We start from the raw sequence: 26412 nt of genomic DNA, 5'->3' as shown, positions 1-26412 counted from the left end.
TCGCGGCCGCGCCGCCTTGGGACGCAAGCCAGCGCAAAGCCGGCTCGGCCCGGATCCGATCAGCCCTGGCTGTAGCGTTCGGCGCTGCGCACGATTTCCTCGTGCGCGGCATCGACGCCCTTCCAGCCCTTGACCTTGACCCACTTGCCCTTTTCCAGGTCTTTGTAGTGCTCGAAGAAGTGCTGGATGCGGGAGATGTCTTCCGTCGGCAGATCTTCGTAGGACTTGATGTTGCGGTACGGGGGGTACAGCTTTTCGATCGGCACGGCCAGCAGCTTGGCGTCGCCACCCGATTCGTCGTCCATTTCCAGCACGCCGATGGCGCGGCAGCGCACCACGGCGCCGATCTGGATGGGGAACGGGGTCAGCACCAGCACGTCGGCGGGGTCGCCGTCTTCGGACAGGGTTTGCGGAATGTAGCCGTAGTTGCACGGGTAGTGCATGGCCGTCAGCATGAAGCGGTCAACGAAAATCGCACCCGAATCCTTGTCGACCTCGTACTTCACCGGGTCGGCATTCATGGGGATTTCGATGATGACGTTGAAGTCTTCCGGCAGCTTCTTGCCAGGGGAGACGCGATCAAGACTCATGATTCAACCTTGTTTGTCTGAAAGATTATTTAAATCGAGCCGTCGTCCTTGAACGGCGGCTTGGTGGTCGGCACGGGCGCGGCGACGGGCTTGGACGCCTGGGGCGCCGGAGCCGGCGCCGGCGCGTACGTGGGCACGGGCTCGTCGAAAGCTGCCGCCGGTATCGGCGCGCTGTCGAAGTACTCGTCGATGTCGGATGTTCCGCCTGCCAGCGGGGCGTCTTCGGGCGCAAGCGCACGATCACGCTGTTCCTTGTTGGCGCGCGCATCCGGGTCCAGCACGTAATCGGAGGCCGACGCCGCGACGGCCGGCGGCAAGGCAGGATAGTCGCCCCCGACATCGGCGTCGCTGTCCGTGTCCGACAAGCCCACAGCGTAGCCGCCTTCGGCGTCAACGCGGTATGGGTCGGAGCCCGTGTCGGCGGGAGGCAGGGCCGCGTCGGCCGCCAGCACCGGCAGCGCCATGCTGGCAGCCGTTGCCAGGCGCCAGTGGCGCACGGCATCGGCGGGCCGGTCCAGGCGGTCGTACAGGCTGCCCAGCAGGGCGTGCGTCTGCGCGTCGCTGCGGCGGCTCAGGCTGCGCAGCAGATAGCGTTCCGCCTGCCCCCAAAGCTGGCCGTTCAGGCACAGCATGCCTAGGGCGGTCAGGAGGTCGGGATCGGTCGGACGCTGCTGCAGCCAGGTCTCGGCCTTGGACAGGCGGCGGGACACCTGCTCGGCCTCGCAGCGGGCATACGCCGCCACCAGGGCCGGGTTGAACTTGACGGCAACGGCGGCTTCCAGCACACGAGCGGCTTCGTTGGGTTCGCCGGCGGCCTCGAAGGCGGCCGCGCCCGCCAGGGCGATTTCGGGCAGCAGCCGTTCTTCGGCCTTCAGGTCTTTCCAGATGGCTCGCCAGGCGTCGGTGCCGGCCGCGGCGCGCAGGCGCGCGGCGCCCGAGGCGTCGATCAGCAGGTCGGCTTCGGCGCGCGCCAGCGCATTGCGGCGCACGAGGCCACGCGCCAGCGTGAAGACCTGTTCCTGGTGATTCAGCGCGGTATGCGCACGCAGCAGCAGGCGCATCGTGTGCAGGTGACGGGCGCCGCCATCGGCCAGCGGCGCCAGCACCGACAACGCCCGTTCGGCGCGCCCCTGGTCCAGGAGCATGTCGGCCGAAACGGTGGCGGTGGCCTCGACCAGGCCGGGATCGGTGCCCGCCTGTTCCTGCGCGGTGGCCAGCAGGTGGTCGCGTCGGTCGAATTCGCCCAGGCCATGCGCCGCGCGTCCGGCGGACAGGGCCGCCAGGACCCGGCGCGTGCGCACCTTGGTCTGGTCGAGCAGCTTGGTCAGGTCTTTTTCAGCGTGGGTGTAGCGGCCTTCCAGGAGGCCGATCCAGCCGCGCTCGAGCAATTCGTGGTCGCGTGCCTGCGCGCGCTTGCCGCGCCAGGCCCGCACGCGGTCCGGGATGGCGAGCAGCCACGCCAGCAGGCGCAAGCCCACGTACAGAATGATGAACGTCGCGACGATGAGCAGAACGGCGAGCGTCAGCGACATCTCGATGCGCCACGGCCACACCAGCAACAGCACGTTGCCGGAATGCGAACGCAGCACCACCGCCAAGGCGACGGCGACGACGGCGAGCAGCAGTGTCCAGAACCAGGTACGCATAGGCCTCAGTCCTGATCGCTGGTCTTGAAGCCGGCGGCCCGCAGCGCAGCCACGGCGTTCAGGCTGTCAGCCACTTCCGGCATGCGCACGGCAATGTCGGTCTGCGCCAGTTCGCGCGCCAGGGTCTGGGCGGCGACGGTGTCGGGCGAACGGCCGTCGAAGTACTTGGAGAGGGTGGTGCCGACGTTGTCGAGCTCGCTTTTCCAAACGGAGGGCTGGCGCATCAGCATGGCCAGCTGGGCCGTGAGCAGGCGCTGACGCAGCGTGCCGCGCACCTGGTCGGCCTGTTCGGGAGACAGCAGCAGCGCGGCGGGCTCATCGACACGCTGGATGGTGATCAGGCCGCCAAGCTCGTGCGCCAGGGCGGATCCGGCGCGACCGGGCCAGGAAGCCACTTCCGCGCGCCAGCGCTGCCACCAGGGCGCATCGGCAGGCAGGTCGGCCTGGGGATCCACGACGGGGGCCGGAGCCGCCGGCTGGACCTGCCCGACAGGCGCAACACCAGGCGCCGCGGCATCAGGCACGAGCAGCGGCGCCCTGCCGATCAGGGCGACCAGGCGTTCGATGCGGGTGGATTGGGCCGGGATGTCCACCGTGGAGACCGCGCGCAGGCGGTCCAGGTCGCCGTTGATGGACTGCTGCAGGCTGGAGAAACGCGGCCGGTCGGCGCGCGCCAGACGCGATTGCGCGGTTTCCAGGGCGACGATGGCGTTGGACACGTTGCCGGCCAGGCGCAGTTGCTGGTTGGCGATGGTCAGCAGGCGTTCGACGTCGTTGGCCAGCAGTTCGTCGCTGGCGCTGTCGTTGAAGTTTTGCCAAGCCAGTTGCAGGGCGTTGTACTGGCTTTGCGTTTCGCGGACGGTGTCCTCGAGTTCGGCCACGCGGCCCGCCTGGGCCTGCGCAAGCGCCAGGGCTTCGCGCGTGTCCTTGCGAGCCTGCACGACATCGGCGCTGAGCGTTTCGATGCGCGTGGCGACCTCACGGCCGGCGGACACGAATTGCGTGCGCTGCTTCCAGAGGGCATAGCCCAGGCCGACGGCCAGCAGGATGACGATTATCAGGGCAGTGACCAGAGGGCCACTGCCACGCTTGGCCGGACGGGCCTTGACGGGATCGGCCGGGGCCGATGCGGGCGCGGTTGCGTCCGGGGCGACCGGATGAACGGCCGGATCGGTAGCGGGAGTCTTGTCTGTCATGACGCGATTGTATTCGGTGTCGGTCCGAACCAACGAATCAGTCAGCAACAAAAGCCTGGAATATCGACTCGTCGTTGGCCAAGCAGATTTTTACCATCGTCGGGCAGGCCGCGCCATGGCCCGCCTGCGGCACGCGCCGCGCCAGCGCGGGATGGGTCAGCACGAACCGGCAGCGCTCCCACCAGCCCGACAGGCCCGCAGCGTTCAGACGGACGCGGACCGCATCCGCGCTCTCACCGCTGGTGATGAGCCACGTGGCGGCGACGCCGTCATCCGCCCAGCGCCGCAACTGGGCCAACTGCGAGGGACTCCATTCGGCGGGACGCCTGAGATAGGCCGCGTGGCGCGTCACAGCCGAGCCGTGGGCCTCGAGCGTATCGCCCAGCCAGTCCCTGCCCTGCGTGCCGCGCACCAGCAGCACACGCGCAGGCAATTGCGGCAGCCCCTGGAGCACTTCCCAGAGCGCTTCGGAATCGTGACTGACCGCCGATGCGCCGGGATGAAGAACTGTTGTATTCGCGCCAAAAAAATCCAGGTCACGCAGGGCCTGGGCGCTTGCCGGCCCCACCGTGGCGGCGATCACGCCGGCGGGCCACATGGACGGGCCGTCCGCCCGGGCCAACTGGTCCAGGTAGTGCCTGGCCGCGTTGCCGCTGACGAACACGACCATATCGTAAGCCGACGGCCGGGGCAGGTCCGCGGAAGCCACGGACAAGGGGTGGATTTCAAGGGCGGGCAGCACGCAAGGCGACCAGCCGGCGCCCTCCAGGCGGCCGGCCAGTATTTCATTGCGCCCCGCGGGCCGCGTCAGGACGGCGACGCGCGGCCTCTCGGTGGCTGCGGGCGCCTTGGCCATCAGCCTGGCCCGGGCGCTTGCAGCAATTCGCTGAGAATGGCCGCGGCGCCCGCGTCCAGCAATTCGCTGGCTGCGGCCTCGCCGATGGCTTCGGCCTCGCTGGCGGGACCGCTGCGGGTGGTGTGGACCATGCGCGCGCCATCGGGCGAAGCCACGAGCGCTCGCAGCGACAAGGTGCCGCCGGCAATCTGCGCGAACGCCGCCAGGGGAACCTGGCAGGAGCCGCCCAGCTTGCGCGACACCGCGCGCTCGGCCAGGACACAGGAGGTCGTGTCGGCGCTGACCAGCGGCGCCAGCCAGGCCCGCATGTCATCGCGATCGTTGCGGATTTCAATGCCCAGGGCGCCCTGCCCCGCCGCCGGCAGGCTGTCGGCGGGATCCAGCAAAGCGCGGATGCGCGCCCCCAGGCCCAGGCGCTCGAGGCCGGCGGCCGCCAGCACGATGGCGTCGTAATCGCCTTTGTCGAGCTTGCCCAGGCGCGTGTCCAGGTTGCCGCGCAGCGGCTTGACCACGAGCGCCGGATAGCGCGCACGGATCTGCGATTCGCGGCGCAGGCTGGACGTGCCGACGACAGCGCCCGCGGGCAGGTCGGCCAGCGTCGCGTAGTGGTTGGATACGAAGGCATCGCGCGGATCCGCGCGATCGAGGACGGCGCAAAGCTCGAACGGGGCCTGCAGATCCACCGGCACGTCCTTCAAGGAGTGCACGGCGAGATCGGCTCGCCCGTCGAGCAAGGCGTTTTCGAGTTCCTTGACGAACAGACCCTTGCCGCCCACCTTCGAAAGCGTGCGGTCGAGGATCTGGTCGCCTCGGGTCGTCAGGGTAAGAAGCTCAACCGCGCACGCCGGGTACAGCGTGCGCAGTCGGTCGCGCACATGCTCGGCTTGCCACAGGGCAAGCCGGCTGGCGCGGGTCGCGATGACCAGGCGTTGCGGTAGAGACACGAGACGGCATCAAACGAAGTTGGAGACGATGACCGTCGCGACTATCCCGAGGATGGCCAGCACGAACAGACCCTGAAGAAGGCTCAGGCCCGATTCGGATTGCTGGGGATCGACGGATCTACGCAGACTCATGTGCTGATTCCTTGGAAGCGGTTTTGCGGCTTGCCAGCCACCGTCCAAGGACAACAACGAGCAAGGCGCCGATAATTTCTGCACCGATTTTAACCGCAGCCGGCTGAACGCCGAATTGACGTTCGACAATGACGTCGGTAATCAGCATGCCGCCCGCGATCCAGCCCAGCAAAGCCGCGCCGAAAGTAACAACCAGCGGATAGCGGTCGATGAGCTTGAGCACCAGCGTGCTGCCCCAGATGATGATCGGCACACTGACGATCAGGCCGAAGGCAACCAGGCCGATCTGATGGTCGGCGTGGGCGTTCTGGGCCGCGCCGGCGATGGCGATGACGTTGTCCAGGCTCATCACGAAGTCAGCGATGATGATGGTCTTGATCGCGGCGGCGATGGATGTGCCGCCCTTCACGTTGCCATGGGCGTCGTCCTCGGGAACCAGGAGCTTGACGCCGATCCAGACGAGCAGCAGGCCGCCCACGACCTTCAGGAAGGGGATGGACAGGAGGGTCAGAGCGAAGGCAATCAGGACGACGCGCAAGATGATGGCGCCGGCGGTGCCCCACAGGATGCCTTGCATCCGCTGCTTGGGCGCCAGGTTGCGACAAGCCAGTGCGATCACGACGGCGTTGTCGCCGCCCAGCAGGATGTCGATGAGAATGATCTGGAATACCGCTGCCCAACTCAGCGTCTGGAAAAACTCAAGCACTTTGAACCCCCGAAGGCATTTATGAAAAGAATGGCCGGTCCCGGTCCGGCCGACTCGCCGCGCTTTGCGCGGCGAGGTAATTCAGGACAACTTATTATTGTAGTTCAGCTTTCAGTCAGCTTTCTGGCGCATCAGTAAAACTTTACCAATCGCCAGCACCAACACCGCGCCCAGCACGCCCGTCATCAGGGCAAAGCTGTGCTGCGTCACGCCCAGGGCAGCGTCGATGCGCGCCACGGAATCCTGCAGGGCCGGATCGCCCACCAGCAGTTCACCCGCAATGAAGCCCAGCAGCGCCGCCCCCACCCACACGATGATCGGGAAGCGTTCGATGACCTTCAACAGCAGCGTGCTGCCGAAAATGACCAGCGGAATACTGATCGCCAAGCCCAGAACCAGCAAGGTCGTATCGCCCATCGCCGCGGCGGCGACCGCCACCACGTTGTCCAGGCTCATGACCAGATCGGCAATCATGATAGTGCGAATCGCGGTCAGGAGATTGCCTTGTGTCTTGCCCGCACCGTCTTCTTCGCCTTCCGGCAACAGCAGCGTCACGCCGATGTAGACCAGGAGCAGCGCGCCGATCAGCTTGAGCCACGGCAGCAACAGCAGCTTGGCCGCGACGAGCGTCAAGACGATACGCATGATGATCGCGGCGGCGGAACCGACAACGATCGCTTTCTTCTGTTGAGCCGGGGGCAGTGACCGCGCCGCCAGCGCAATAACCACGGCGTTGTCGCCCGATAGCAGAATGTTGACCCAAATGATCTGGAGCAACGCTATCCAGAATGCCGCTGAACTGAGTTCCATGCCTCTCTTTCCTAGGTGTTGATCCCCCTAGGAGAAACCAAATAAATGGATGAAATGAAGATAAAAACGTACTGACCGTCTTGGTGCGAGCCCGACGGCATTCTTGCTTGGTACGCGCGAAATTTCTTTCATTATAGTTTCGTTCAGCTTTCCGTATGATTTGCGCGACCGCATCCTGGACGCGGGATTACCCTAGGAAACCGCAAAAAAAGGCGGACGAAAAAAAGCCCGCCGAAGCGGGCTTTTGCAGCGCAATGCTGAGACTTACAGCACCGACTTGAGCAGCTTGCCCATTTCGGAGGGGTTGCGCGTGGTGCGGATGCCGCAAGCTTCCATAACTTCCAGCTTGGCGTCGGCAGTGTCGGCGCCGCCGGAGATCAGGGCGCCAGCGTGGCCCATGCGCTTGCCGGCGGGAGCCGTGACACCAGCGATGAAGCCGACGACCGGCTTCTTCATGTTGTCCTTGGCCCACTGGGCGGCGTTGACTTCGTCCGGACCGCCGATTTCGCCGATCATGATGACGGCGTCGGTGTCGGGATCGTCATTGAACAGCTTCAGGACGTCGACGTGTTTCAGGCCGTTGATGGGATCACCACCGATACCGACGGCGCTGGATTGACCCAGGCCCAGCTCAGTGACTTGCGCCACGGCTTCGTACGTCAGGGTGCCCGAACGGCTGACGATGCCGATGCGGCCCTTGCGGTGGATGTGACCCGGCATGATGCCGATCTTGATTTCGTCGGGGGTGATCAGACCCGGGCAGTTCGGGCCCAGCAGCAGCGTCTTGCTGCCCTTGGCCTTCATGCGGTTCTTGACTTCGAGCATGTCGCGAACCGGGATGCCTTCGGTGATGCAGATGACCAGGTCCAGTTCGGCTTCGACAGCTTCCCAGATGGCGGCGGCGGCGCCCGCGGGCGGCACGTAGATGACGGACACGGTGGCGCCGGTGTCGGCCTTGGCGTCCTTGACCGACGCGAAGATCGGCACGCCTTCGAAGTCTTCACCCGCCTTCTTGGGGTTCACGCCGGCCACGAAGGCGGCCTTCCCATTGGCGTACTCACGGCACATGCGGGTGTGGAACTGACCCGTCTTGCCCGTGATGCCCTGGGTGATGACTTTGGTGTCCTTGTTGATCAGAATCGACATTTGTGAATCCTTGGATTTTCTTTAGCGCCGGGCCGCCCCCAGCTAAAGGCGCCCCCTTGGGGGGCAGCCAGCCATGAAAGGGCGCGGCGTGGGGGCATATTTACTTGACGGCGGCTACGACGCGGGTGGCGGCTTCGGCCATCGTGTCGGCGCTGATGATCGGCAGGCCCGAGTCGGCCAGCATCTTCTTGCCGAGTTCTTCGTTGGTGCCCTTCATGCGGACGACCAGCGGCACGCTCAGGTTGACGGCCTTGCACGCGGCGATCACGCCTTCGGCAATGACGTCGCAGCGCATGATGCCGCCGAAGATGTTGACCAGAATGGCCTTCACGCTCTTGTTGGCGAGCATGATCTTGAACGCTTCGGTGACCTTCTCGGCCGTGGCGCCGCCGCCGACGTCCAGGAAGTTGGCGGGTTCGCCGCCGAACAGCTTGATGGTGTCCATGGTGGCCATGGCCAGGCCGGCGCCGTTCACCAGGCAGCCGATGTTGCCGTCGAGCTGGATGTAGGCGAGATCGAACTTGCTGGCTTCGATTTCAGCGGGATCTTCTTCGTCCAGGTCGCGGTAGGCGACGATTTCCGGGTGACGGAACAGGGCGTTGGGATCGAAGTTGAACTTGGCGTCCAGGGCAATGATGTTGCCCTTGCTGTCGCGGTTCAGCGGGTTGATTTCGACCAGCGACGCGTCGGTGTCCATGTAGCACTTGTAGAGCTTCTGGAACACGTCCACGGCTTGGGCGGTCGAGTCGGCGGGCAGGCCGATCGCGTTGGCGATCTTGGTGGCTTGCTCGGCGGACAGGCCGGTCAGCGGGTCGATGTATTCGGTGATGATCTTTTCGGGGGTGGAGTGAGCCACTTCCTCGATGTCCATGCCGCCTTCGCTGGAAGCGATGAAGGCGACCTTCTGCGTGGCGCGGTCGGTGACCAGCGAGACGTAGTATTCCTTCTGGATGTCGGCGCCGTCTTCGATGTACAGGCGACGAACCTTCTGGCCTTCAGGGCCGGTCTGGTGCGTGATCAGCTGCATGCCCAGGATTTCCGAGGCCAGCTTGCGGACGTCGTCCAGCGAGCGCGCCAGCTTGACGCCGCCGCCCTTGCCGCGGCCACCCGCGTGGATCTGTGCCTTGACGACCCAAACCGGTCCACCCAGCTTTTCAGCGGCAGCCACGGCCTCGTCGACGGAAAGAGCGGGGATCCCGCGCGGCACGGGGACGCCAAATTGCTTCAGCAGTTCCTTGCCTTGATACTCGTGGATTTTCATGTGTTACCTGTCAGGACGTATGAGAAAAAGAAGGTGAATCGGAGGTCGAATCAGCCGATGCCTCAGCGCTACCCCCGGTGTACCACTCGGGATAATGCTCAGCCACTACAGGGCCGCCAGTGCTCAGCGCATGGCAGCCGTCCAGTTGGAATGGACGCCGGTTCGGGTTGATTTCCTGCCGCCGGCGGTTGGCCATGGTCTGGACCGCCGCGGTGGGAAGCACCTGCGACAGTTCGGTCATGTGCGTACAGCCTTCCACGTGCCCGAACCGTTCCTTGACCTGGCGGCGGAACCCCTTGAGCAGGTTCATGCCGATCAGGTCAGTGTACGCCGGCTCGATAGCCTTGCAATGCCCGTCATAGGGCGCCGCGTCATAGACAGCCTGAGCCGCCACGATCGAGAAATTCTCGTCGATGGTGATGCGCAGGTGCATATGGTGGATGGGTTGTCCGGCCTTGAACATCTCGCCGTCGCGCTTGGGGAAATCGTACGCCTTGACGTCGATAAGCTCGGCTTCCAGATCCCAGTTGCCGTCATCGCGCGCATACGACTGCACGCGTATGGAACGCGTATGCAGCGGTTGGCGAGGATAATCCGGCGGTGGCAAGGGCATGCGTGGGGCCTGCGGGGCGAAGATGGCCTGCGCGTAATGGTGCGCGGCAACAAAACCTTCAAAGTATAGCGCAGGCGGCCTCGTATCAACCGTATTCTTCGGCCGGGCGGCGCCGTCGCCACCCTGGCGCCGGGGACGGGGCTGGCGGGTCCGCCTGCCCGCTGGCCACCCAGGCACGCGAGCGGGCCACAAAAAACCGGCTTGCGCCAACGGTGCAAGCCGGTTTGCGCCGGCATCGGGTCGGGGTCGGGGCCCCGGCCAGCCGGGCTACGCGGCTTCGCGCAGCGCGCGCGCCGCCTGCACCATGCCGATCAGCGCGGCTTCCGTTTCCGGCCAGGCGCGGGTCTTCAGGCCACAATCGGGGTTCACCCAGAGCCGCTCCTTGGGCAGGCGGGCGGCGGCCTTGTTCATCAGGTCCACCATCCAGTCCACCTCGGGGACATTGGGCGAATGGATGTCGTACACGCCGGGGCCGATGTCGTTCGGGTAGCGGAAGTCCTCGAACGCCTTGAGCAGTTCCATGTTGGAACGCGACGTTTCGATCGTGATCACGTCCGCATCCATGGCCGCGATGGATTCAATGATGTCATTGAATTCCGAATAGCACATGTGGGTGTGGATCTGCGTTTCGTCACGCACGCCGGCGGTCGACAGGCGGAAGCAGTCCACCGCCCAGTCCAAATATGCCTGCCAGTCCGCACGGCGCAGCGGCAGGCCTTCGCGGATGGCGGGCTCGTCGATCTGGATGACGCTGATGCCGGCAGCTTCCAGGTCCACGACCTCGTCGCGCAGGGCCAGCGCCAGTTGGCGGCAGGTCTGTTCGCGGGGCTGGTCGTCGCGCACGAACGACCATTGCAGGATGGTGACCGGGCCGGTCAGCATGCCCTTGACCGGCTTGTCGGTGAGCGACTGCGCGTAGGACGACCAGCCTACCGTCATGGGCGCCGGACGGGCCACGTCGCCGAAGATGATCGGCGGCTTGACGCAGCGCGATCCGTAGCTTTGCACCCAGCCGTTCTTGGTGAAGGCAAAACCTGCCAGCAACTCGCCGAAATATTCGACCATGTCGTTGCGCTCGGGCTCGCCGTGGACCAGCACGTCCAGGCCGACCTTTTCCTGGAAGCGGATGACTTCCTCGATCTCCTTGCGGATCGCGGTCTCGTAGGCCGAATCCGTGAGCGCGCCGGCCTTCCAGTCGCGGCGCAGCGCCCGGATTTCGGCAGTCTGCGGAAAGGAGCCGATCGTCGTGGTGGGATAGGCGGGCAAGCCCAGCTCTTGCTGCTGGCGGGCGATGCGGCCGGCGAACGGCGCGCGGTCGCGCGACACGCCGGCGGCCGCGGCCATGCGCTGGCCCACCGCCGGATTGTGGATGCGGACCGAGGCGCGGCGGGCGGCGAGCGCGGCGCGCTGGCTGGCCAGGCCGTCCTGAACTGACGGATCGGTGGCGCTATCGAGCGCCCGGCCCAGCAGGCTCAGTTCATTCAGCTTCTGCGCCGCGAACGACAGCCAGCTCTTGAGTTCGGCATCGAGTTCGGTTTCATTCGCCAGGTCCACGGGCACATGCAGCAGCGAGCACGACGGGGCCAGCCACAGGCGGTCGCCAAGCTGCTGCTTGACGGGTGCCAGCGTGGCGATGAGGGCGTCCAGGTCGGTGCGCCAGATGTTGCGGCCATTGATGACGCCAGCGGACAGCACCTGTCCGGCGCCCAGGCCGGCAACCACCTCGGACAATTGTGCAGGCGCGCGCACCAGGTCCACGTGCAGGCCGGCCACGGGCAAGGCCAGCGTGGCGGCCAGGTTGTCCTTCAGGCCGTCGAAATAGGTGGCGATCAGCAGCTTGACCGGGCTGGCCGACAGCTTGGCGTACACCTGCTGGAATGCATCGCGCCAGGCTTGCGGCAAATCGAGCGCCAGGATGGGCTCATCGATCTGCACCCACTGCAGGCCCAGCTTGGCAAAGCGCGCCAGCACCTCTTCGTACACCGGCAGCAGCGCGGCCAGCAGTTGCAGCTTGCCCGCGTCGGCGGGACCGTCCGCAAAGGCATCGCCCTTGCCTTGATACAGCCAGGTCAGCGGGCCCGGGATCACCGGTTTGACGTCCAGCCCCAGGGCCTGCGCTTCCCTGACCTGTTCGAAGAGCGATTCGCGGGCGATGCGGAACGTCTGCCCCGGAACCAGTTCCGGCACGATGTAGTGGTAGTTGGTGTCGAACCACTTGGTCATTTCGCAGGCGGCGGCCGGCTTGCCGGTCGGCGCGCGGCCACGGCCCATGCGGAATAGCGTATCGAGCGTGACGGGCTCATTGTCCTTCTGACCAAAGCGGGCCGGCACGGCGCCCAGCAGCGTCGTCCACTCCAGGATCTGGTCATACCAGGCGAAATCGCCGACGGGCACGAACTTCAGGCCGGCCGCGGCTTGCAGCTTCCAGTGACGGGCGCGCAGTTCGCGGCCGGTCTCTTCCAGCGCCTCGGCGGTCTGCTTGCCCGCCCAATAGGCCTCGACCGCACGCTTCAGCTCACGATGCGCGCCAATGCGGGGGAACCCCAAATTATGAATCGTAGTCATGAGAAATCCGCCATAGATAAATTTTGTTCAAGTGACGGCTATTCTGCAGCCAAATTAAAATGAATCAAAATCAATGTCTACATTCATAAGATGAGGAAATCTCATAAAATATAAGCTCATGCCGGGCCGAGGCGTTCGGAGCCGGAATTCGCCGCCCGTCCAGGGCGCGTCCTTATCCTGATTGTTGCGCCCCCCAGATGCTAGAAATCCGCCACCTTGAAACCCTCACCGCCATCCGCGAAGGCGGCAGCCTGCAGGAAGCCGCCGAACGCTTGCACCTCACGCAGTCGGCCCTGTCGCACCAGTTGCGCGATCTGGAAACGCGTCTGGGCACGCCCTTGTTGAACCGCCGCACCCGGCCAGCCCGACTGACCACCGCCGGCCTGCGCGTGCTGGCGCTGGCCGACGAGGTCCTGCCCCGTATCCGTGCCACCGAGCGCGATCTGCAGCGGCTGGCCGCGGGACGCACCGGGCGCCTGCACCTGGCGATCGATTGCCACTCCTGCTTTCAGTGGCTGATGCCGGCGCTGGACGCCTTCCGCATCCAGTGGCCGGATGTGGCGCTGGATCTGTCGGCCGCGTTTTCGTTCGCCCCCCTGCCCGCCCTGGTGCGCGGAGACCTCGATCTGGTCATCACCTCGGACCCGCAGCCGCTGGACGCGGTGGAGTACCTGCCTCTGTTCAAGTACGAACTGGTGCTGGCGGTGTCGGAGTCCAATCCGCTGGCCGCCAGCAAATTCGTCACGCCCGACCAATTGGCCGACCAGACGCTGATCACGTATCCGGTGGACAAGCAGCGCCTGGACGTCTTCACGGCGTTCCTGGACCCGGCGGACGTCGAGCCCGCCGCCATCCGCAAGGCCGAACTCACGCCGATCATCGCGCAGCTGGTCGCCAGCAACCGCGGCGTCGCGGCGTTGCCGAACTGGGCACTGACCGAATACATGAATCAGGGTTGGCTGCGGCTCTGCCGGCTGGGACCCCAAGGCGTGTGGCGCACGCTGTACGCCACCGTGCGCAGCGAGGACACGGATGCTTCGTACATCGACGAGTTCCTGACCATCACGCGCGATGTCTGCTTCAAGACCTTGTCGGGGATCAAGTCGGCAAAGTAGCGTTGCGCATGCGGCGAACGCACGGCGCGCGACGAGCAATCGCCTGCCGTCGCGTGCGCGGACTTGGCGGGCGCCTAGTCCTCGTCGCCTTCGCCCAGGATGCGGCGGATGACGTCGTGCGCGAAACCACGGCTGGCCAAAAAGCGCGCCTGCTTGGCATAGGCGGCGCGGTCCGCCGGCCTGGCGTCGAAGCGCTTCTTCCAGACCTCCAGCGCGCGGTCGTATTCGGTGGCGCGCAGTTGATCGCGCAGTTCGGCAACCTGGTTGTCGTCCACGCCATGCTGGCGCAATTCCTGCACGATGCGCGCCGCGCCCTGGCGCGAAGCGCGTCGGTGAACCAGGCTTTGCGCAAAGCGTTCGGTGGACAGCCAGCCCTCTTTCTCGAGCGCGTCCAGCACGGTTTCGACTTCAGCGGCGTCTTCGGCATAGGCGGCCAGCTTGCGCGCCAGCTCTTCGCGCGCGTGTTCGCGCCGCGACAGATAGCCCACCGCACGCATCTTCAGAGACGGCCCTTTGCGGGCCTGCGCTGCATCCCCGGAGGTGCCGCCATCGCCAGCTGCGGCGCGGCGATGGCGCGCGGCGCCGCGCTGTTCAGAGGTGCGCTGCCATTGATCGGCCTGGCCTTCAGGCGCGTCCGCGTCCCGTTCGCTGCGCGCGTCGGATGTGCGGCGCAAGCCCTGCGGCTTGGCGACCGTTTCGAATTCGTCGTCCAGCTTGGCGCGGAGGCGGTCGGCTGACGCGGGAGTCGGTTTCCAGCTCATGCTTCCTGCTTGCTACGCACAACGTGCGATGCGAAACGTGCGATGCAAAACGGCAGACCCGTCAAGGCGCCTGCCGCGATTCGCCGGCCGCTACCGCGGGCCGGCGCAAGGTCGCGCCCGGCGATTCGCGACAAGCGAACGCCCGCGACTGAAAAGCCGATTCGATTATTCGGCGGTGTCTTCCGCCGTGGGAACAAATTCGGCCGCACGGCTGACAATGCCCTGGTTTTCGCGAACGCGGTTCTCGATCTCGATGGCCAGTTCCTTGTGCTCTTTCAGGTATTCGCGGACATTGTCCTTGCCCTGGCCGATGCGGTTGCCGTTGTAGCTGTACCAGGCGCCGGACTTGTCCACGACATTGGCGGCCACGCCCAGATCAATGATTTCGCCTTCGCGGGAGATGCCGGCGCCGTACATGATGTCGAATTCGGCCTGCTTGAAAGGCGGCGCGACCTTGTTCTTCACGACCTTGACGCGGGTTTCGTTGCCGACGACTTCGTCGCCCTTCTTGATGGAGCCGATGCGGCGGATGTCCAGGCGCACGGATGCGTAGAACTTGAGCGCGTTGCCGCCAGTGGTGGTTTCGGGGTTGCCGAACATGACGCCGATCTTCATGCGGATCTGGTTGATGAAGATGACCATGCAGTTGGTCTTCTTGATCGTGGCGGTGAGTTTGCGCAGCGCCTGGCTCATCAGGCGGGCTTGCAGCCCGGGCAGCGAATCGCCCATTTCGCCTTCGATTTCGGCCTTGGGCACCAGCGCGGCAACCGAGTCGACGACGATCAGGTCCACGGAACCGGAGCGCACCAGCGCATCGGTGATTTCCAGGGCCTGTTCGCCTGTGTCCGGCTGCGAGATCAGCAGGTCGGCCAGGTTGACGCCCAGCTTGGAGGCGTACTGGACGTCAAGGGCGTGTTCCGCGTCGACGAAGGCGCAGGTGCCGCCCAGCTTTTGCATTTCAGCGACCACCTGCAGGGTCAGCGTGGTCTTGCCCGACGATTCCGGACCGTAGATTTCAACGACGCGGCCGCGCGGCAGGCCACCGACGCCCAGCGCAATGTCCAGACCGAGCGAACCCGTGGAAACCACCTGGATGTCGTGCGAGACCTCATTGTCGCCGTAGCGCATGATCGAGCCCTTGCCGAACTGCTTTTCGATCTGCGAAAGCGCGGCGGCAAGCGCCTTGGCCTTTTCCGAAGCGGCGGCCTTGGTGGTTTTGTCGTCCATGTGGAGTCCTGTCTGTAACGTATCTGGATGTCGGAGGAAAATGCGGATCTGACAGTAAAGTCTTACGGCCAGGTCGGGCGGGTCTGGCGAGCGCCTTGAGCTACGGATCAGATTATGGCATCGGATTGTACTGTACAAAAAACCAGTGTGCCAGTCTTTTGCACGTATACCCTGAGTGGCAAGCGTGGCGCCGTGTGACAGAATCGAAAGAGATCCCGGTATTTTGCCCCTTTTCCGCCACCGGGCGCCCCAAGGCGGATAGCGCCCCCCGCAAGCGGCGGCAGGCGCGCGACGGGTTCTTTACTTGCAGCAGCCCATGCGTATCCTGATCGCCGAAGACGACAGCATCCTGGCCGACGGCCTGTCCCGCTCGTTGCGCCACAACGGCTATGCCGTGGATGCCGTGCGCGACGGGCTCGCCGCCGATTCCGCGCTGGCCGCCCAGGCGTTCGACCTGCTCATCCTGGACCTCGGCCTGCCGCAACTGGCCGGGCTGGAAGTCCTGCGCCGCCTGCGCGCGCGCAACTCCGCCCTGCCCGTGCTCATCCTCACCGCCGCCGACAGCATCGAGCAGCGCGTCAAGGGCCTGGACCTCGGCGCGGACGACTACATGGCCAAGCCCTTCGCGCTGTCCGAACTCGAGGCCCGCGTGCGGGCGCTCACCCGGCGCGGCGCCCGGGGCGGCGCCACCCAGCTCAAACACCGGCCCCGGGTGGTAGCACAGAACCCCCCCCGGGGCCACCTGGGAGTCCACACCATGCTCAAGCACGGCCGGCTGCTGTTCGACCAGACCGGCCGCGTGGCCATCGTGGACGACCAGACGCTGGACCTGTCGGCGCGCGAAGTCAGCCTGCTGGAAATCCTCCTGACCCGCAGCGGACGGATGGTCAGCAAGACCCAACTGGTCGACCATCTCTGCGAATGGGGCGAAGAAGTCAGCACCAACGCCATCGAGGTCTACGTGCATCGCCTGCGCAAGAAGCTCGAGCCCAGCGGCGTGAAGATCGTGACCGTGCGCGGCCTGGGCTACTGTCTTGAGCGGGACCAGGGTGCGGCGTACCTCTCCAGCTGAGCCCGCGCCGCCAGAGCCGCTCAACCAGGAAGCCCTGGATATCATGCAAGCCGGGTCCAAGGGCCCGAGCTTCGCGCCGCCCCAGCGTTCGCTGCTGGGCGAGATCCTCGACTGGATGCTGGCGCCGCTGTTTCTCCTGTGGCCCATGAGCGTAGCCATCACCTATGTGGTGGCGCAGAACATCGCCAACGTGCCTTACGACCGCGCGCTTGCCAACAATCTCCACGTGCTGACGCGGCAGGTCCACGCCCAGGACGGGCGCGCCGTGCTGAAAATGACCGATGCGGCGCGCGACGTGCTGCGCGCCGACGAAACCGACAGCGTGTTCTGGCTGGCCCTAGGCAGCCGCGGCGAGTACCTGGGCGGAGACCGTGCGCTGCCCCTGCCCGCCACGGTGGGCCAGCCCCGGCCCGGCGAGGTGCAATACGAAGACGACACGCTGCGCGGCTTCGGGATCCGGCTGGCGTTCACCTGGGTCGACCTGCACATTCCCGACACCCAGCCCGCGCTGCTGATCGTGGCGGAAACCGTGGAAAAGCGCACGCAGCTGGCCAACGACATCATCAAGGGCGTGATCATTCCGCAGTTCGTGGTGCTGCCGATCGCCGTGCTGCTCGTATGGTTTGGACTGTCGCGCGGCGTGGCGCCGCTGAATGCGCTGCAGCAGCGGCTGCGGGCCCGCCGTCCCGACGACCTGTCGCCCATCGACGAGCGCGCCGCCCCATCCGAGATCGCGCCGCTGGTCGCGGCCATGAACGATCTGCTGGACCGCCTTTCCGCCAACGTCCAGGCGCAGCGCCGCTTCGTGGCCGATGCGGCGCACCAGTTGAAGACGCCGTTGGCCGGCCTGCGGACCCAGGCCGAACTGGCGCTGCGCGACGCCAGCCCCGAGGAAATGCAGTCCAGCCTGCGCCAGCTGGTCACAGGCTCCGAGCGCGCGACCCGGCTGGTCAATCAGTTGCTGTTGCTGGCCCGCGCCGAGAATCCCAGCGCCATCGGCCTGACCCGCACCGACATCAACGCCATCGCCTACGAACAGACCATGCACTGGGTGCCGCTGGCGCTATCGCTCAGCACCGACCTAGGGTTCGAGGGATCGGACACCCCCGTCGAAATCAACGGCAACCCGCTGCTGCTGGCCGAACTGCTCAACAACCTGGTGGACAATGCGCTGCGCTATACGCCGCGCGGCGGCCACATCACGGTGCGCGTCCTGCAGTCCGACGGCCAGGGCGTGCTGGAAGTGGAAGACTCGGGCCCCGGCATCGCGCCCGAAGAGCGCGAACGCGTGTTTGACCGCTTCTACCGCGTGCTGGGCACGTCGTCCGACGGCAGCGGCCTGGGCCTTGCCATCGTGCGCGAGATCACGCAAAAGCACCAGGCAAGCGTCGTGATCGGAGACCACCCCACCCGGCATTCCGACCTGCCCGGCACCCGCATCCGGGTGACATTCCCCCTGTTCACGCAAGCGTCGGACCCGCTGGACAGCTAAGGACTATCCCTAGCCTTCCCCGCAGAGCTTACTATTTGTTTCAATTTTAAGATTCAAGTAAGTGTCCCGTCAGAACCTCGTCAGCGTCGGCCCCCAATGTGACGCTTAGCTCGATGTCGGTCTCGCCGGCGGAGGGTCAAGCACGGCGGAAAACCGCTGGCCAAAAAACGAGGAGACATCATGAGCACAACTACCATGGCAGGCCGCGGTCCATCCGCGGAACCGCGCCCGATGACCAAGGAGGAGCGCAAGGTCATCTTCGCGTCTTCGCTGGGAACCGTTTTCGAGTGGTATGACTTCTATCTGTATGGCTCGCTCGCAGCCATCATCGCCCAACACTTCTTCTCCGGCGTGAACCCCACCGCGGGCTTCATCTTCGCGCTGCTGGCCTTCGCGGCGGGTTTTGCCGTGCGGCCGTTCGGCGCGCTGGTGTTCGGCCGCCTGGGCGACCTGGTCGGACGCAAGTACACCTTCCTGGTCACGATCGTGATCATGGGCCTGTCCACGTTCCTCGTCGGCATCCTGCCCAGCTACGCCAGCATCGGCCTGGCCGCTCCCGCCATCCTGATCATCCTGCGCCTGCTGCAAGGCCTGGCGCTGGGCGGCGAATACGGCGGCGCGGCGACCTACGTCGCCGAACACGCTCCGCACGGACGCCGCGGCTTCTACACGTCCTGGATTCAAACCACCGCGACCCTGGGCCTGTTCCTGTCGCTGCTGGTCATCCTGGGCATCCGCACGTTCATGGGCGAAGACGACTTCAAGGCCTGGGGCTGGCGCATTCCGTTCCTGATCTCGGTGGTGCTGCTGGGCATCTCGGTGTGGATCCGGCTGCAACTGAACGAGTCCCCCACCTTCAAGCGCATGAAGGAAGAAGGCAAGGGTTCCAAGGCGCCGATCGCTGAATCGTTCGGCCAATGGAAGAACCTGAAAGTCGTTTTGCTGGCGCTGCTGGGCCTGACCGCCGGCCAGGCCGTCGTCTGGTACACGGGCCAGTTCTATGCCCTGTTCTTCCTGACGCAGACGCTGAAGGTCGACGCCAACACCGCGAACATCCTGATCGCCATCGCGCTTTTGCTCGGTACGCCCTTCTTCGTGATCTTCGGCGCGCTGTCCGACAAGATCGGCCGCAAGCCCATCATCATGGCGGGCTGCCTGATCGCTGCCGCGACCTACTTCCCGATCTTCCAGGGACTGACGCACTTCGCCAACCCGGCGCTGGAAAAGGCGCAAGCCACCGCCCCGGTCACGGTGATCGCGGACCCGAGCACCTGCTCGTTCCAGTTCAACCCGGTGGGTACGGCTTCGTTCACCAGCTCTTGCGACGTGGTCAAGTCGTTCATGGCCCGCAACTCGGTGAACTACCGGAACGAAGCCGCTCCGGCGGGTTCGGTCGCCCGCGTCAAGATCGGCAACGACGAGTTCGCGTCCTTCGACGGCAAGGGCATGGCGCCGGCTGACTTCAAGGTCAAGGCAGCCGAGCTCGACAAGTCGCTGACCGCCGCCATCCGCAGCCACGGCTATCCCGCCAAGGCTGACCCGGCCCAGACCAACACTGTCATGGTCGTGGTCCTGCTGACCATCCTGGTCCTCTACGTGACCATGGTCTACGGCCCGATCGCCGCAATGCTGGTGGAAATGTTCCCGACGCGCATCCGCTACACGTCGATGAGCCTGCCGTACCACATCGGCAACGGCTGGTTCGGCGGCTTCCTGCCTCCCGTCGCGTTCGCGGTGGTGGCGGCCACCGGCAACATCTACGACGGCCTGTGGTACCCGATCATCATCGCGGTCATGACCCTGGTCATCGGCACGCTCTTCGTGCGCGAATCCAAGGACAACGACATCAACGCCTGATAGACCATCCCCCGCCGGGCGGGACTGCTGCGCCTGCCCGGCCTTTCAAAAGCTCCTCTTGGAGCTTTTTTTTTCGTCCCGCGCATTTTCAGGACCATGTCAGACCCGCGCCATTAGACTGAGCGCTCAGATTACGGCCTTGCGCCAGATCGGCTGACGATTGATCCCCCTGTCAGACGATTGCAGGGCTGCTGTTCTGACACCAATACCGCGTTCCCCGCGAGCCTTTTATGACGCGGTATTGCGTGCTCCCGTACCGGCCCGACTCTTCACTGAGCCGGGCCGCTTTTTTTTGCGGCCCGACAAACGAATGGCGGCCGCAATGCGGCCGCCATCAACACGCGCCGCCGGCCTTGCGGGCCGGCCGCGATCAACGACGCATGCCCACGCCGATCGCCACCACGCCCGCCACGATCGCGGCGATGCCGGCCCACGTGGGAATCGGGACCGACTTCTCGGTTTCCGCGGTTGCCTTGACGGACCCGATCTGCAGGACCGTCTCTTCGGACTTGTAGCTGAAGCCCTTGTAGGCCAGGGCGGCAACGCCCAGCACTATCAGGATGGCGCCAATGATCTTCATGTTTCTTCTCCAATTCCACACGGGTGCGCCGCACGTTACCGGATCGCCCGCCCCCTGTCAGTGACAGATCGTGTCGCCTCACGCCGGCGTATCGAACCGCTTCGGCAAAGCCGCCGCGTCGTATAGAATCAACCCTTTTGGCCGACGCTCATGTGGTTCAAGAATCTCAAGATTTACCGCCTTTCTTCCCCCTGGACCCTGACGGGCGACCAGCTTGAAGAGACGCTGGCGCGGCATGCCTACCAAGCCGGCAACAACCTCGAAATGCAAAGCCTGGGATGGGTGCCGCCGCGCGAAAACGGCGGGCTTGCCCACGAGGTCAACGGGCAGATCCTTCTTAGCCTGCGCGCCGAGAAAAAGCTGCTGCCCGGCACCGTGATCAACCAGGTCGCCAAGGCGCGCGCCCAGGAGATCGAAGAGCAGCAAGGCTACAAGCCGGGCCGCAAGCAGATGAAGGAAATCAAGGAACGCGTCACGGATGAACTCCTGCCGCGCGCCTTCAGCGTCTATCGCGACACGCGCGTGTGGATCGACCCGAAGAACAACTGGCTGGTCATCGACGCGGCCGCCTCGGCCAAGGCCGACGAAGTCATTGGCCTGCTCGCCAAGTGCGTCGATCCGTTCCCGCTGGAAAACCTGTACGTGGCCCAGTCGCCCGCCTCGGCCATGACCGGCTGGCTGGCCGAAGACGAAGCGCCGTCCAACTTCACCATCGACCAGGACACCGAGCTGCGCTCGTCCGGCGAAAGCGGCGCTGCAATCCGCTACGTGAAGCACTCCATCGACGCCGACGACGTGCGCCGCCACATCCAGTCGGGCAAGCAATGCACGCGCCTGGCCATGACGTGGGCCGACCGCGTGTCCTTCGTGCTGACCGAGGGCCTTGACGTCAAGCGCGTTGCGCCGCTGGACGTGCTGAAGGAAGGCAACGAAGGCGTGGCCGCGAACGACGACGAAAAGTTCGACTCCGACATGATGCTGATGACCGGCGAACTGGCCAAGATGATGGCCGAGCTGGTCGAAGCCCTGGGCGGCGAAAAGAAGGTGTAAGCCCTCAGGCCCTTGCGCCCGCTACGGGCCAGGGAAGGATAAGGCCGCCCCACGGGGCGGCCTTTTTCATGCCGCGACGCTGCGGTCGCGGCCGTCCTGCTTGGCGCGATACAGCGCCTTGTCGGCGCGGTCGATCAGGTAAGCGTAGTCGGGATGGCCGTCGAAGGTTGCCACGCCGATGCTGGCCGTGACATGCAGGGAGCCCGCTTCCGCAAGCATGAAAGGATGGCGGCGGATTTCGGCGCCGAGCTTTTCGGCGGCGGCCAGAGCGGCCTCCTGCCCCGTGTCCACCAGCACCACCAGGAATTCCTCGCCGCCATAGCGGAACACGAAATCGCTGGACCGGCACGTCTGATGCACCACCTCGGCAAACTGGCGCAGCACCTGGTCGCCGCCGGAGTGGCCATGCGCATCGTTGATGGCCTTGAAGTGGTCGATGTCCAGCAGCAGAACGGAAAAGCTCGAACGCTGGCGCCGGGCAATGGAGATCTCGCGGCCGATCACCGACGGCAGGAAGCGCCGGTTCAGCACATTGGTCAGCGGGTCGCTGCCGCTTTCGATCTCGGCCACCATGTCGAACAGGCCGTTGAGCAGATGCTTGATGCGCGCCACCAGTTCCTGCAGTTCGCGCACCTGGCCCGGCATCGCATTGCCCTGCGCCGCCTCTTGCATCATCTGCGGCAGCACCACGTCATCCAGTCGCGCCACGACCTCGGTGATCTGGCGCAAGGCGGGCGCGCTTTCGAACAGCACCGCGCCCTTGTGCTGCAGCCACAGGCCGAATTCGGATGCGGCCAGGCGCGGCAGGGCCTGCTCGGGCGTCCGGTAGTGCAGCCCGATCAGCACAGCCTGGCTCCATTCCAGCAACGCGGCGCGCTGGCGCTCGCGCTCGGTGGAAATGTTCTGACCCAGCGCGAACAGCCGGTAGGCTTCATCGTTGCGGGCGCCGCGATTGATGTCGCGCATGAAGGCGCGGCTCATCTGTTCGATCGCCAGATCGAACAGATTGCAGACGTACTGCGTCGCCACGGACGCAGCCATGCCGTCGAGATCGCTCGCGCGCAGGCGCTGGGCGATTTCGTTCTTCAGGATGCGGGCGCCCGCCATCACCAGATGGATCGGGATATGGACGCGCGCGTGCACTTCGCCCACCTTCTTCTGCGTGGCCATCAGGACGGCGATGTCGCCCTGTTCGCGCACACAGAGCAGCCCCTTGAGCCAATGCTTCATGCCGTTGTGCAGGCGGGTCGAGACGATCTCGTGGGAAAGCCGCGGACCGGCCTCGGCATCGGCAAGCAAGGTGGAATAGAACGCGTCCACCAGTTGGGTGGCGCTGTCGGCCACCACTGCGGCGACCTGGCCGCGCGTATAGGCGTCGACCGATTGATAGACCGCTTCCCAGGCCTGGACGTTGGAAGCGCTCAGGTAGCACGCCTGGCCGCCGGCCGCATCGGCGCCTGTCGAAGAAAGGGGAACATCGGTACTGCTCGAAGACATAAGATCATCCGCCCAAGATCTGCGTGCGTGTCTGGCGGCAGCACGCGCCGCAAAAGCCAGCGCGGATTATGCTTGAATTCTCCCTGGCAAGGCCGCGAGCGCGGCGCTGCCAGGGGACATTGCCCTTATTCCAGGCCGTGGAAGACGGAGTCGTCCGGACCGATGTGCGAAGGATGCTGCCACGTCACGTCGCGCAGCGAATGCTGCACCAAGCCTTCGACGCCCAGCAGCACCGCGAAGATCGCCATGCGGATGGGAATGCCGTTGTCCGTCTGGCGGAAGATGGCCAGGCGCGGATCGTGGTTCAGGTCCACGCTGAGGTCATTCGCGCCGGGGCGGCTGTCGCGCGGCAACGGATGCATCACGATCGTCTCGGGGCTGCAGTAGGCGTCGATGATGGCGCGGTTGATCTGGAAGTCGGGCGTATAGCCTTCGTTTTCTTCGTTGGCGAAACGCTCTTTCTGCACGCGCGTCGCATAGATCACGTCGGCGCCGGCCAGGCCCTCGGCCAACGAGGACTTCTGTTCGATGATGTTGCCGTTGCGGCTGGCCTGCTCGACGATGTAGGTCGGCATTTCCAGGCCCTTGGGCGACACCAGCGAGAACTTCACGTTCTTGTACAGCGCCATCAGCTTGATGAGCGAATGCACGGTGCGGCCGTACTTCAGGTCGCCGACCATCGCGATGTGCGCGCCGTCCAGCAGTTTGCCCAGGCGCGAGAACTCGGTCAGGATCGTGTACAGGTCCAGCAAGGCCTGGCTGGGGTGTTCGCCCGGACCGTCGCCGCCGTTGACCACCGGAATGTTGGTGGCGCGCGCGAATTCCGCCACCGAGCCCTGGTCCGGATGGCGGATCACCATCGCGTCCACATAGCCGCTCATGACGCGGCTGGTGTCGTAGATGGATTCGCCCTTGGCCATCGACGAGAACGTGAACCCGGTCGTGTCACACACCGAGCCGCCCAGCCGGCAGAACGCCGAACCGAAGCTGACACGGGTGCGGGTGCTGGCTTCGAAGAACAGGTTGCCCAGCACGGCGCCTTCGAGCACGCGCGACACTTTCTGGCGGCGCGCGATGGGCTGCATCATGTCGGCCACACGGAACAGGTCTTCGACCGACTCCCGCGTGAATTGGTCCACGGACAGCAGTTGAGGCTTGCCTTCCACCCCGATGCGATCTCGCAAGGGGCCATCTTGTACGCTCTGCGTATACTTTTCGAGCAGCACCCCGTTCTGCACGATTTCAGTGACAAATCGCTGCACCACTTCCGGCATGGCGCGGAATTCCTGCGACCCCTCGGGCAGCAGCCACGTGTCGAGCGCCCGGCGCTTCACGCCGATGCGGGTGGCAAACACGTCGCGGGTGAGATTGAGGCGGCGCATGGCGTCGCGCAGGAAGGCTTGCTGGGAGATGCTCATGACGGGCCCCAAGAGAGAGGATTTATATACGCAGTGCGCATATTATTCCCAACACCTACACAAGTCCAACAGTTTTGCGCACAGGGGTTTACCCCTAATTTCGCTGAGCGTAGACCGTTGCCTGGGTGACATCAGCCGTACCCTGTCCCACCGCAAGCCAGCACGCGGCGCAAAAGGCCAGCGCGCTCGCCAGATAGCAGATCATTGCGAGCAATTGCGCCGGCCAGTGCCCGCGGGTCAGATGCCCGTTGTAGCCCTGACGCAACAGGCTGACCTGCGCAAGATACGCAAACAACAATCCCAGGCATGACGACAGCAGCCCCGCCAGGAACAGCGCCAGCGGAATCTGAAGATCCGGCGCGGCAATGTCGCCGCCCACGATGCCCAAAGAAAACCCGGCCAGGATCAACGCCGCGGCGCCATTGAGCCACCCGAGAAAACGGAACGCCCCCGCAAACAGCGAGAACGACAGGCCTGCCGCGCGTATCTGCTGGGAGCGGGGTTCCATCTGTCAGCCGCCGCTGCTGCGGCACACGGGTGTGGCGCTCTGGATGGATTGGCGCGCCGCAGCGATCTCGGCCTGATCCCAGCGCCCTTCTCCCAGCACGGTCACGGTGACCTTCGATTTGGCGGGACCGTCCGGCTCAGCGGAAATCAGCTCCAGCACCGTGGCGGGCTCGCCCACCTTGAAGACCTGGATTTCATCGGGAGCGCCCTTCTCGCCCAGGGTGTGCCGCCATGCGTAGGCCACCCCGTAGGCGTGCTTGACGAGCGCATGGCAGGTTCGCACGTATTCACCGGCCCTGCGGAAGGCCGCCTGGTGGTTCGTATCGACGCTGAAGGTCTCCTTCCTGGTCCCTTCCGCCTCGTAGACACCCGTGCTCGCGCAGCCGGCCAACAGAACCGCCAACGTTGCACCCACCCAAACTGACTTGCGCATGTTTCTTACCGCCATTGGTATTCGAACTTCCGCGATTATGCCAGCGGCAACAAAAAGGCCACGTCCGAAATGCCGAAACATTTCTCGCGTGGCCTTGAGCCGTCATGGCGACAGCGGGTTGCGACGCCTTACTTCTTTTCCGCGGCACCCTCGATCTTTTCCCCACCACGCTGGATGTCCTTTCCAGCCCCTGCGACGGTATTGCAGCCCGCCGACAGCGCAGCAATCGAAAGCAACATGACGAGAAAGACTCTGTTCTTCATAAACATCTCCTGTCTGGGCAAGGGAATCGAAAGCCAGCATACCTCAAAGGCCATGATTTGCGCACCGTCCGCCAGGCCGATGGAAAACCGCGGCGGGGACGGATTGTGGCTGGACCTGGAAGTCCCGCACGGGCAGCCGTGACAACCGGACGACATGTAACAACGCGGAAGAGAAACCGTCACCACCCTTACGGGCCGGTGACATTTCCGGGGCATCCGAGGCTGTCGCGTATTTGCCGGCAATGGATTAGGATGCGCACATGACGAAGAAACAAGCATCGCAAGGGACTGGCGCCGGCCCACAGGGCTGGGGCTGGGAACAGCCGCAATGTCGCGGGCAGGCCGCTTTGGCGCTGTTCATCGACGATTTGCACCGGATTTTGCAGGCCCACGCCGCAGGCAAGCTCGCCGAAAGCAGCACGCTCGCGGATGCGCAGGAACAAGTGGACGAATTACTGGCGCGCTACACCGAAATCGGCGCCGCGCCGGATATTTTCCTTGGACAGTCTGTCCAACTCAAAGAGGGTATCGACCGCAGCGGCGTCGCGCATACGGTGCCAATTTTTTCACCGCGCCTGAAACAATCGCTGGTATCAATGCTGGGCCAGGGGCCTCGCTGACCAGCCGCCGACCGGCCTGCCGCATAGTCGGCGATTCGACCAGAACAGCCCTCAC

The 26412-nt window shown here is 65.0% G+C and carries 26 protein-coding genes; 6 read left to right on the top strand and 20 right to left on the bottom strand.

Features of this window, described 5'->3' with window-relative positions; all coding sequences use genetic code 11:
* Positions 1 to 59: 59 nt before the first annotated feature.
* From ppa to metE, 12 genes are all read right to left on the bottom strand, one after another.
* Entirely contained in the window at positions 60 to 590 is a 531-nt protein-coding gene (gene ppa / locus ABE485_RS08195) for an inorganic diphosphatase (protein ID WP_346514795.1), read from the bottom strand.
* A 29-nt stretch (positions 591 to 619) separates the two neighbouring features.
* The gene (locus ABE485_RS08190; protein WP_346514794.1) at positions 620 to 2236 is read right to left on the bottom strand and encodes a heme biosynthesis HemY N-terminal domain-containing protein; all 1617 of its coding nucleotides are present in this window, start codon (positions 2234 to 2236) and stop codon (positions 620 to 622) included.
* Positions 2237 to 2241: 5 nt separating this feature from the next.
* Entirely contained in the window at positions 2242 to 3432 is a 1191-nt protein-coding gene (locus tag ABE485_RS08185; protein WP_346514793.1) for a uroporphyrinogen-III C-methyltransferase, read from the bottom strand.
* 37 nt (positions 3433 to 3469) lie between these two features.
* Positions 3470 to 4288 (bottom strand): uroporphyrinogen-III synthase, encoded by an 819-nt coding sequence (locus ABE485_RS08180; protein WP_346514792.1) that lies wholly within the window; start codon positions 4286 to 4288, stop codon positions 3470 to 3472.
* Entirely contained in the window at positions 4288 to 5232 is a 945-nt protein-coding gene (hemC, locus tag ABE485_RS08175) for a hydroxymethylbilane synthase (protein ID WP_346514791.1), read from the bottom strand. The genes ABE485_RS08180 and hemC overlap by 1 nt, the downstream gene beginning before the upstream one ends.
* A gap of 9 nt (positions 5233 to 5241) precedes the next feature.
* Complete coding sequence (locus ABE485_RS08170) at positions 5242 to 5364, bottom strand: hypothetical protein (protein WP_255366978.1); 123 nt, start codon at positions 5362 to 5364, stop codon at positions 5242 to 5244.
* Positions 5351 to 6070 (bottom strand): TerC family protein, encoded by a 720-nt coding sequence (locus tag ABE485_RS08165; RefSeq protein WP_346514790.1) that lies wholly within the window; start codon positions 6068 to 6070, stop codon positions 5351 to 5353. The genes ABE485_RS08170 and ABE485_RS08165 overlap by 14 nt, the downstream gene beginning before the upstream one ends.
* Before the next feature lie 111 nt (positions 6071 to 6181).
* Entirely contained in the window at positions 6182 to 6880 is a 699-nt protein-coding gene (locus ABE485_RS08160) for a TerC family protein (RefSeq protein ID WP_346514789.1), read from the bottom strand.
* Positions 6881 to 7144: 264 nt separating this feature from the next.
* A complete protein-coding gene (gene sucD / locus ABE485_RS08155; RefSeq protein WP_346514788.1) occupies positions 7145 to 8026 on the bottom strand; it encodes a succinate--CoA ligase subunit alpha in 882 nt (293 codons plus the stop codon).
* Positions 8027 to 8126: 100 nt separating this feature from the next.
* Positions 8127 to 9287: an ADP-forming succinate--CoA ligase subunit beta gene (gene sucC, locus ABE485_RS08150; protein ID WP_346514787.1), complete on the bottom strand. Its 1161-nt coding sequence runs from the start codon at positions 9285 to 9287 to the stop codon at positions 8127 to 8129.
* Between the two features lie 10 nt (positions 9288 to 9297).
* On the bottom strand, positions 9298 to 9900 hold the full coding sequence (locus ABE485_RS08145; RefSeq protein WP_346514786.1) for a DUF2889 domain-containing protein: 603 nt from the start codon (positions 9898 to 9900) through the stop codon (positions 9298 to 9300).
* Between the two features lie 267 nt (positions 9901 to 10167).
* Positions 10168 to 12465 (bottom strand): 5-methyltetrahydropteroyltriglutamate--homocysteine S-methyltransferase, encoded by a 2298-nt coding sequence (gene metE, locus ABE485_RS08140; protein WP_346514785.1) that lies wholly within the window; start codon positions 12463 to 12465, stop codon positions 10168 to 10170.
* Between the two features lie 197 nt (positions 12466 to 12662).
* On the opposite strand from metE, the gene ABE485_RS08135 reads away from it, so the two are divergent.
* The gene (locus ABE485_RS08135) at positions 12663 to 13580 is read left to right on the top strand and encodes a LysR family transcriptional regulator (protein WP_346514784.1); all 918 of its coding nucleotides are present in this window, start codon (positions 12663 to 12665) and stop codon (positions 13578 to 13580) included.
* A gap of 74 nt (positions 13581 to 13654) precedes the next feature.
* Here ABE485_RS08135 and recX read toward each other — a convergent pair whose 3' ends face one another.
* Both recX and recA read right to left on the bottom strand, forming a co-directional pair.
* The gene (recX, locus tag ABE485_RS08130) at positions 13655 to 14341 is read right to left on the bottom strand and encodes a recombination regulator RecX (RefSeq protein ID WP_346514783.1); all 687 of its coding nucleotides are present in this window, start codon (positions 14339 to 14341) and stop codon (positions 13655 to 13657) included.
* Between the two features lie 165 nt (positions 14342 to 14506).
* Positions 14507 to 15568 (bottom strand): recombinase RecA, encoded by a 1062-nt coding sequence (gene recA / locus ABE485_RS08125; protein ID WP_062838483.1) that lies wholly within the window; start codon positions 15566 to 15568, stop codon positions 14507 to 14509.
* A 316-nt stretch (positions 15569 to 15884) separates the two neighbouring features.
* Here recA and ABE485_RS08120 point away from each other — a divergent pair, with 316 nt between their 5' ends.
* From ABE485_RS08120 to ABE485_RS08110, 3 genes are all read left to right on the top strand, one after another.
* A complete protein-coding gene (locus tag ABE485_RS08120; RefSeq protein WP_346514782.1) occupies positions 15885 to 16640 on the top strand; it encodes a response regulator transcription factor in 756 nt (251 codons plus the stop codon).
* A gap of 115 nt (positions 16641 to 16755) precedes the next feature.
* Positions 16756 to 18132, top strand: a complete 1377-nt coding sequence (locus ABE485_RS08115) for a sensor histidine kinase (RefSeq protein ID WP_346514907.1) — start codon at positions 16756 to 16758, stop codon at positions 18130 to 18132.
* A gap of 195 nt (positions 18133 to 18327) precedes the next feature.
* The gene (locus ABE485_RS08110) at positions 18328 to 19989 is read left to right on the top strand and encodes an MFS transporter (RefSeq protein WP_430795405.1); all 1662 of its coding nucleotides are present in this window, start codon (positions 18328 to 18330) and stop codon (positions 19987 to 19989) included.
* Between the two features lie 370 nt (positions 19990 to 20359).
* On the opposite strand, the gene ABE485_RS08105 is transcribed toward ABE485_RS08110, so the two are convergent.
* On the bottom strand, positions 20360 to 20569 hold the full coding sequence (locus ABE485_RS08105; protein ID WP_008164281.1) for a hypothetical protein: 210 nt from the start codon (positions 20567 to 20569) through the stop codon (positions 20360 to 20362).
* 150 nt (positions 20570 to 20719) lie between these two features.
* Between ABE485_RS08105 and ABE485_RS08100 the strand changes: the two genes are divergently transcribed.
* A complete protein-coding gene (locus tag ABE485_RS08100; protein WP_346514780.1) occupies positions 20720 to 21619 on the top strand; it encodes a recombination-associated protein RdgC in 900 nt (299 codons plus the stop codon).
* Positions 21620 to 21685: 66 nt separating this feature from the next.
* Here ABE485_RS08100 and ABE485_RS08095 read toward each other — a convergent pair whose 3' ends face one another.
* The 5 genes from ABE485_RS08095 to ABE485_RS08075 form a co-directional block, all read right to left on the bottom strand.
* Positions 21686 to 23116 (bottom strand): diguanylate cyclase, encoded by a 1431-nt coding sequence (locus tag ABE485_RS08095; protein ID WP_346514779.1) that lies wholly within the window; start codon positions 23114 to 23116, stop codon positions 21686 to 21688.
* A gap of 125 nt (positions 23117 to 23241) precedes the next feature.
* Positions 23242 to 24534, bottom strand: a complete 1293-nt coding sequence (locus ABE485_RS08090) for an aspartate carbamoyltransferase (protein WP_346514778.1) — start codon at positions 24532 to 24534, stop codon at positions 23242 to 23244.
* Positions 24535 to 24628: 94 nt separating this feature from the next.
* Entirely contained in the window at positions 24629 to 25042 is a 414-nt protein-coding gene (locus ABE485_RS08085) for a hypothetical protein (RefSeq protein ID WP_346514777.1), read from the bottom strand.
* A 3-nt stretch (positions 25043 to 25045) separates the two neighbouring features.
* On the bottom strand, positions 25046 to 25474 hold the full coding sequence (locus ABE485_RS08080; protein WP_346514776.1) for a BPTD_2524 family lipoprotein: 429 nt from the start codon (positions 25472 to 25474) through the stop codon (positions 25046 to 25048).
* Positions 25475 to 25602: 128 nt separating this feature from the next.
* Positions 25603 to 25737: an entericidin A/B family lipoprotein gene (locus ABE485_RS08075; RefSeq protein ID WP_171663296.1), complete on the bottom strand. Its 135-nt coding sequence runs from the start codon at positions 25735 to 25737 to the stop codon at positions 25603 to 25605.
* 260 nt (positions 25738 to 25997) lie between these two features.
* On the opposite strand from ABE485_RS08075, the gene ABE485_RS08070 reads away from it, so the two are divergent.
* Positions 25998 to 26357: a hypothetical protein gene (locus ABE485_RS08070; RefSeq protein WP_346514775.1), complete on the top strand. Its 360-nt coding sequence runs from the start codon at positions 25998 to 26000 to the stop codon at positions 26355 to 26357.
* Positions 26358 to 26412: the final 55 nt, after the last annotated feature.

Origin of the sequence: Achromobacter spanius (genome assembly GCF_039673305.1) — a bacterium.
GTDB classification, from domain to species: domain Bacteria; phylum Pseudomonadota; class Gammaproteobacteria; order Burkholderiales; family Burkholderiaceae_B; genus Achromobacter; species Achromobacter spanius_F.
This window is presented reverse-complemented; position numbering and strand designations above follow the sequence as displayed.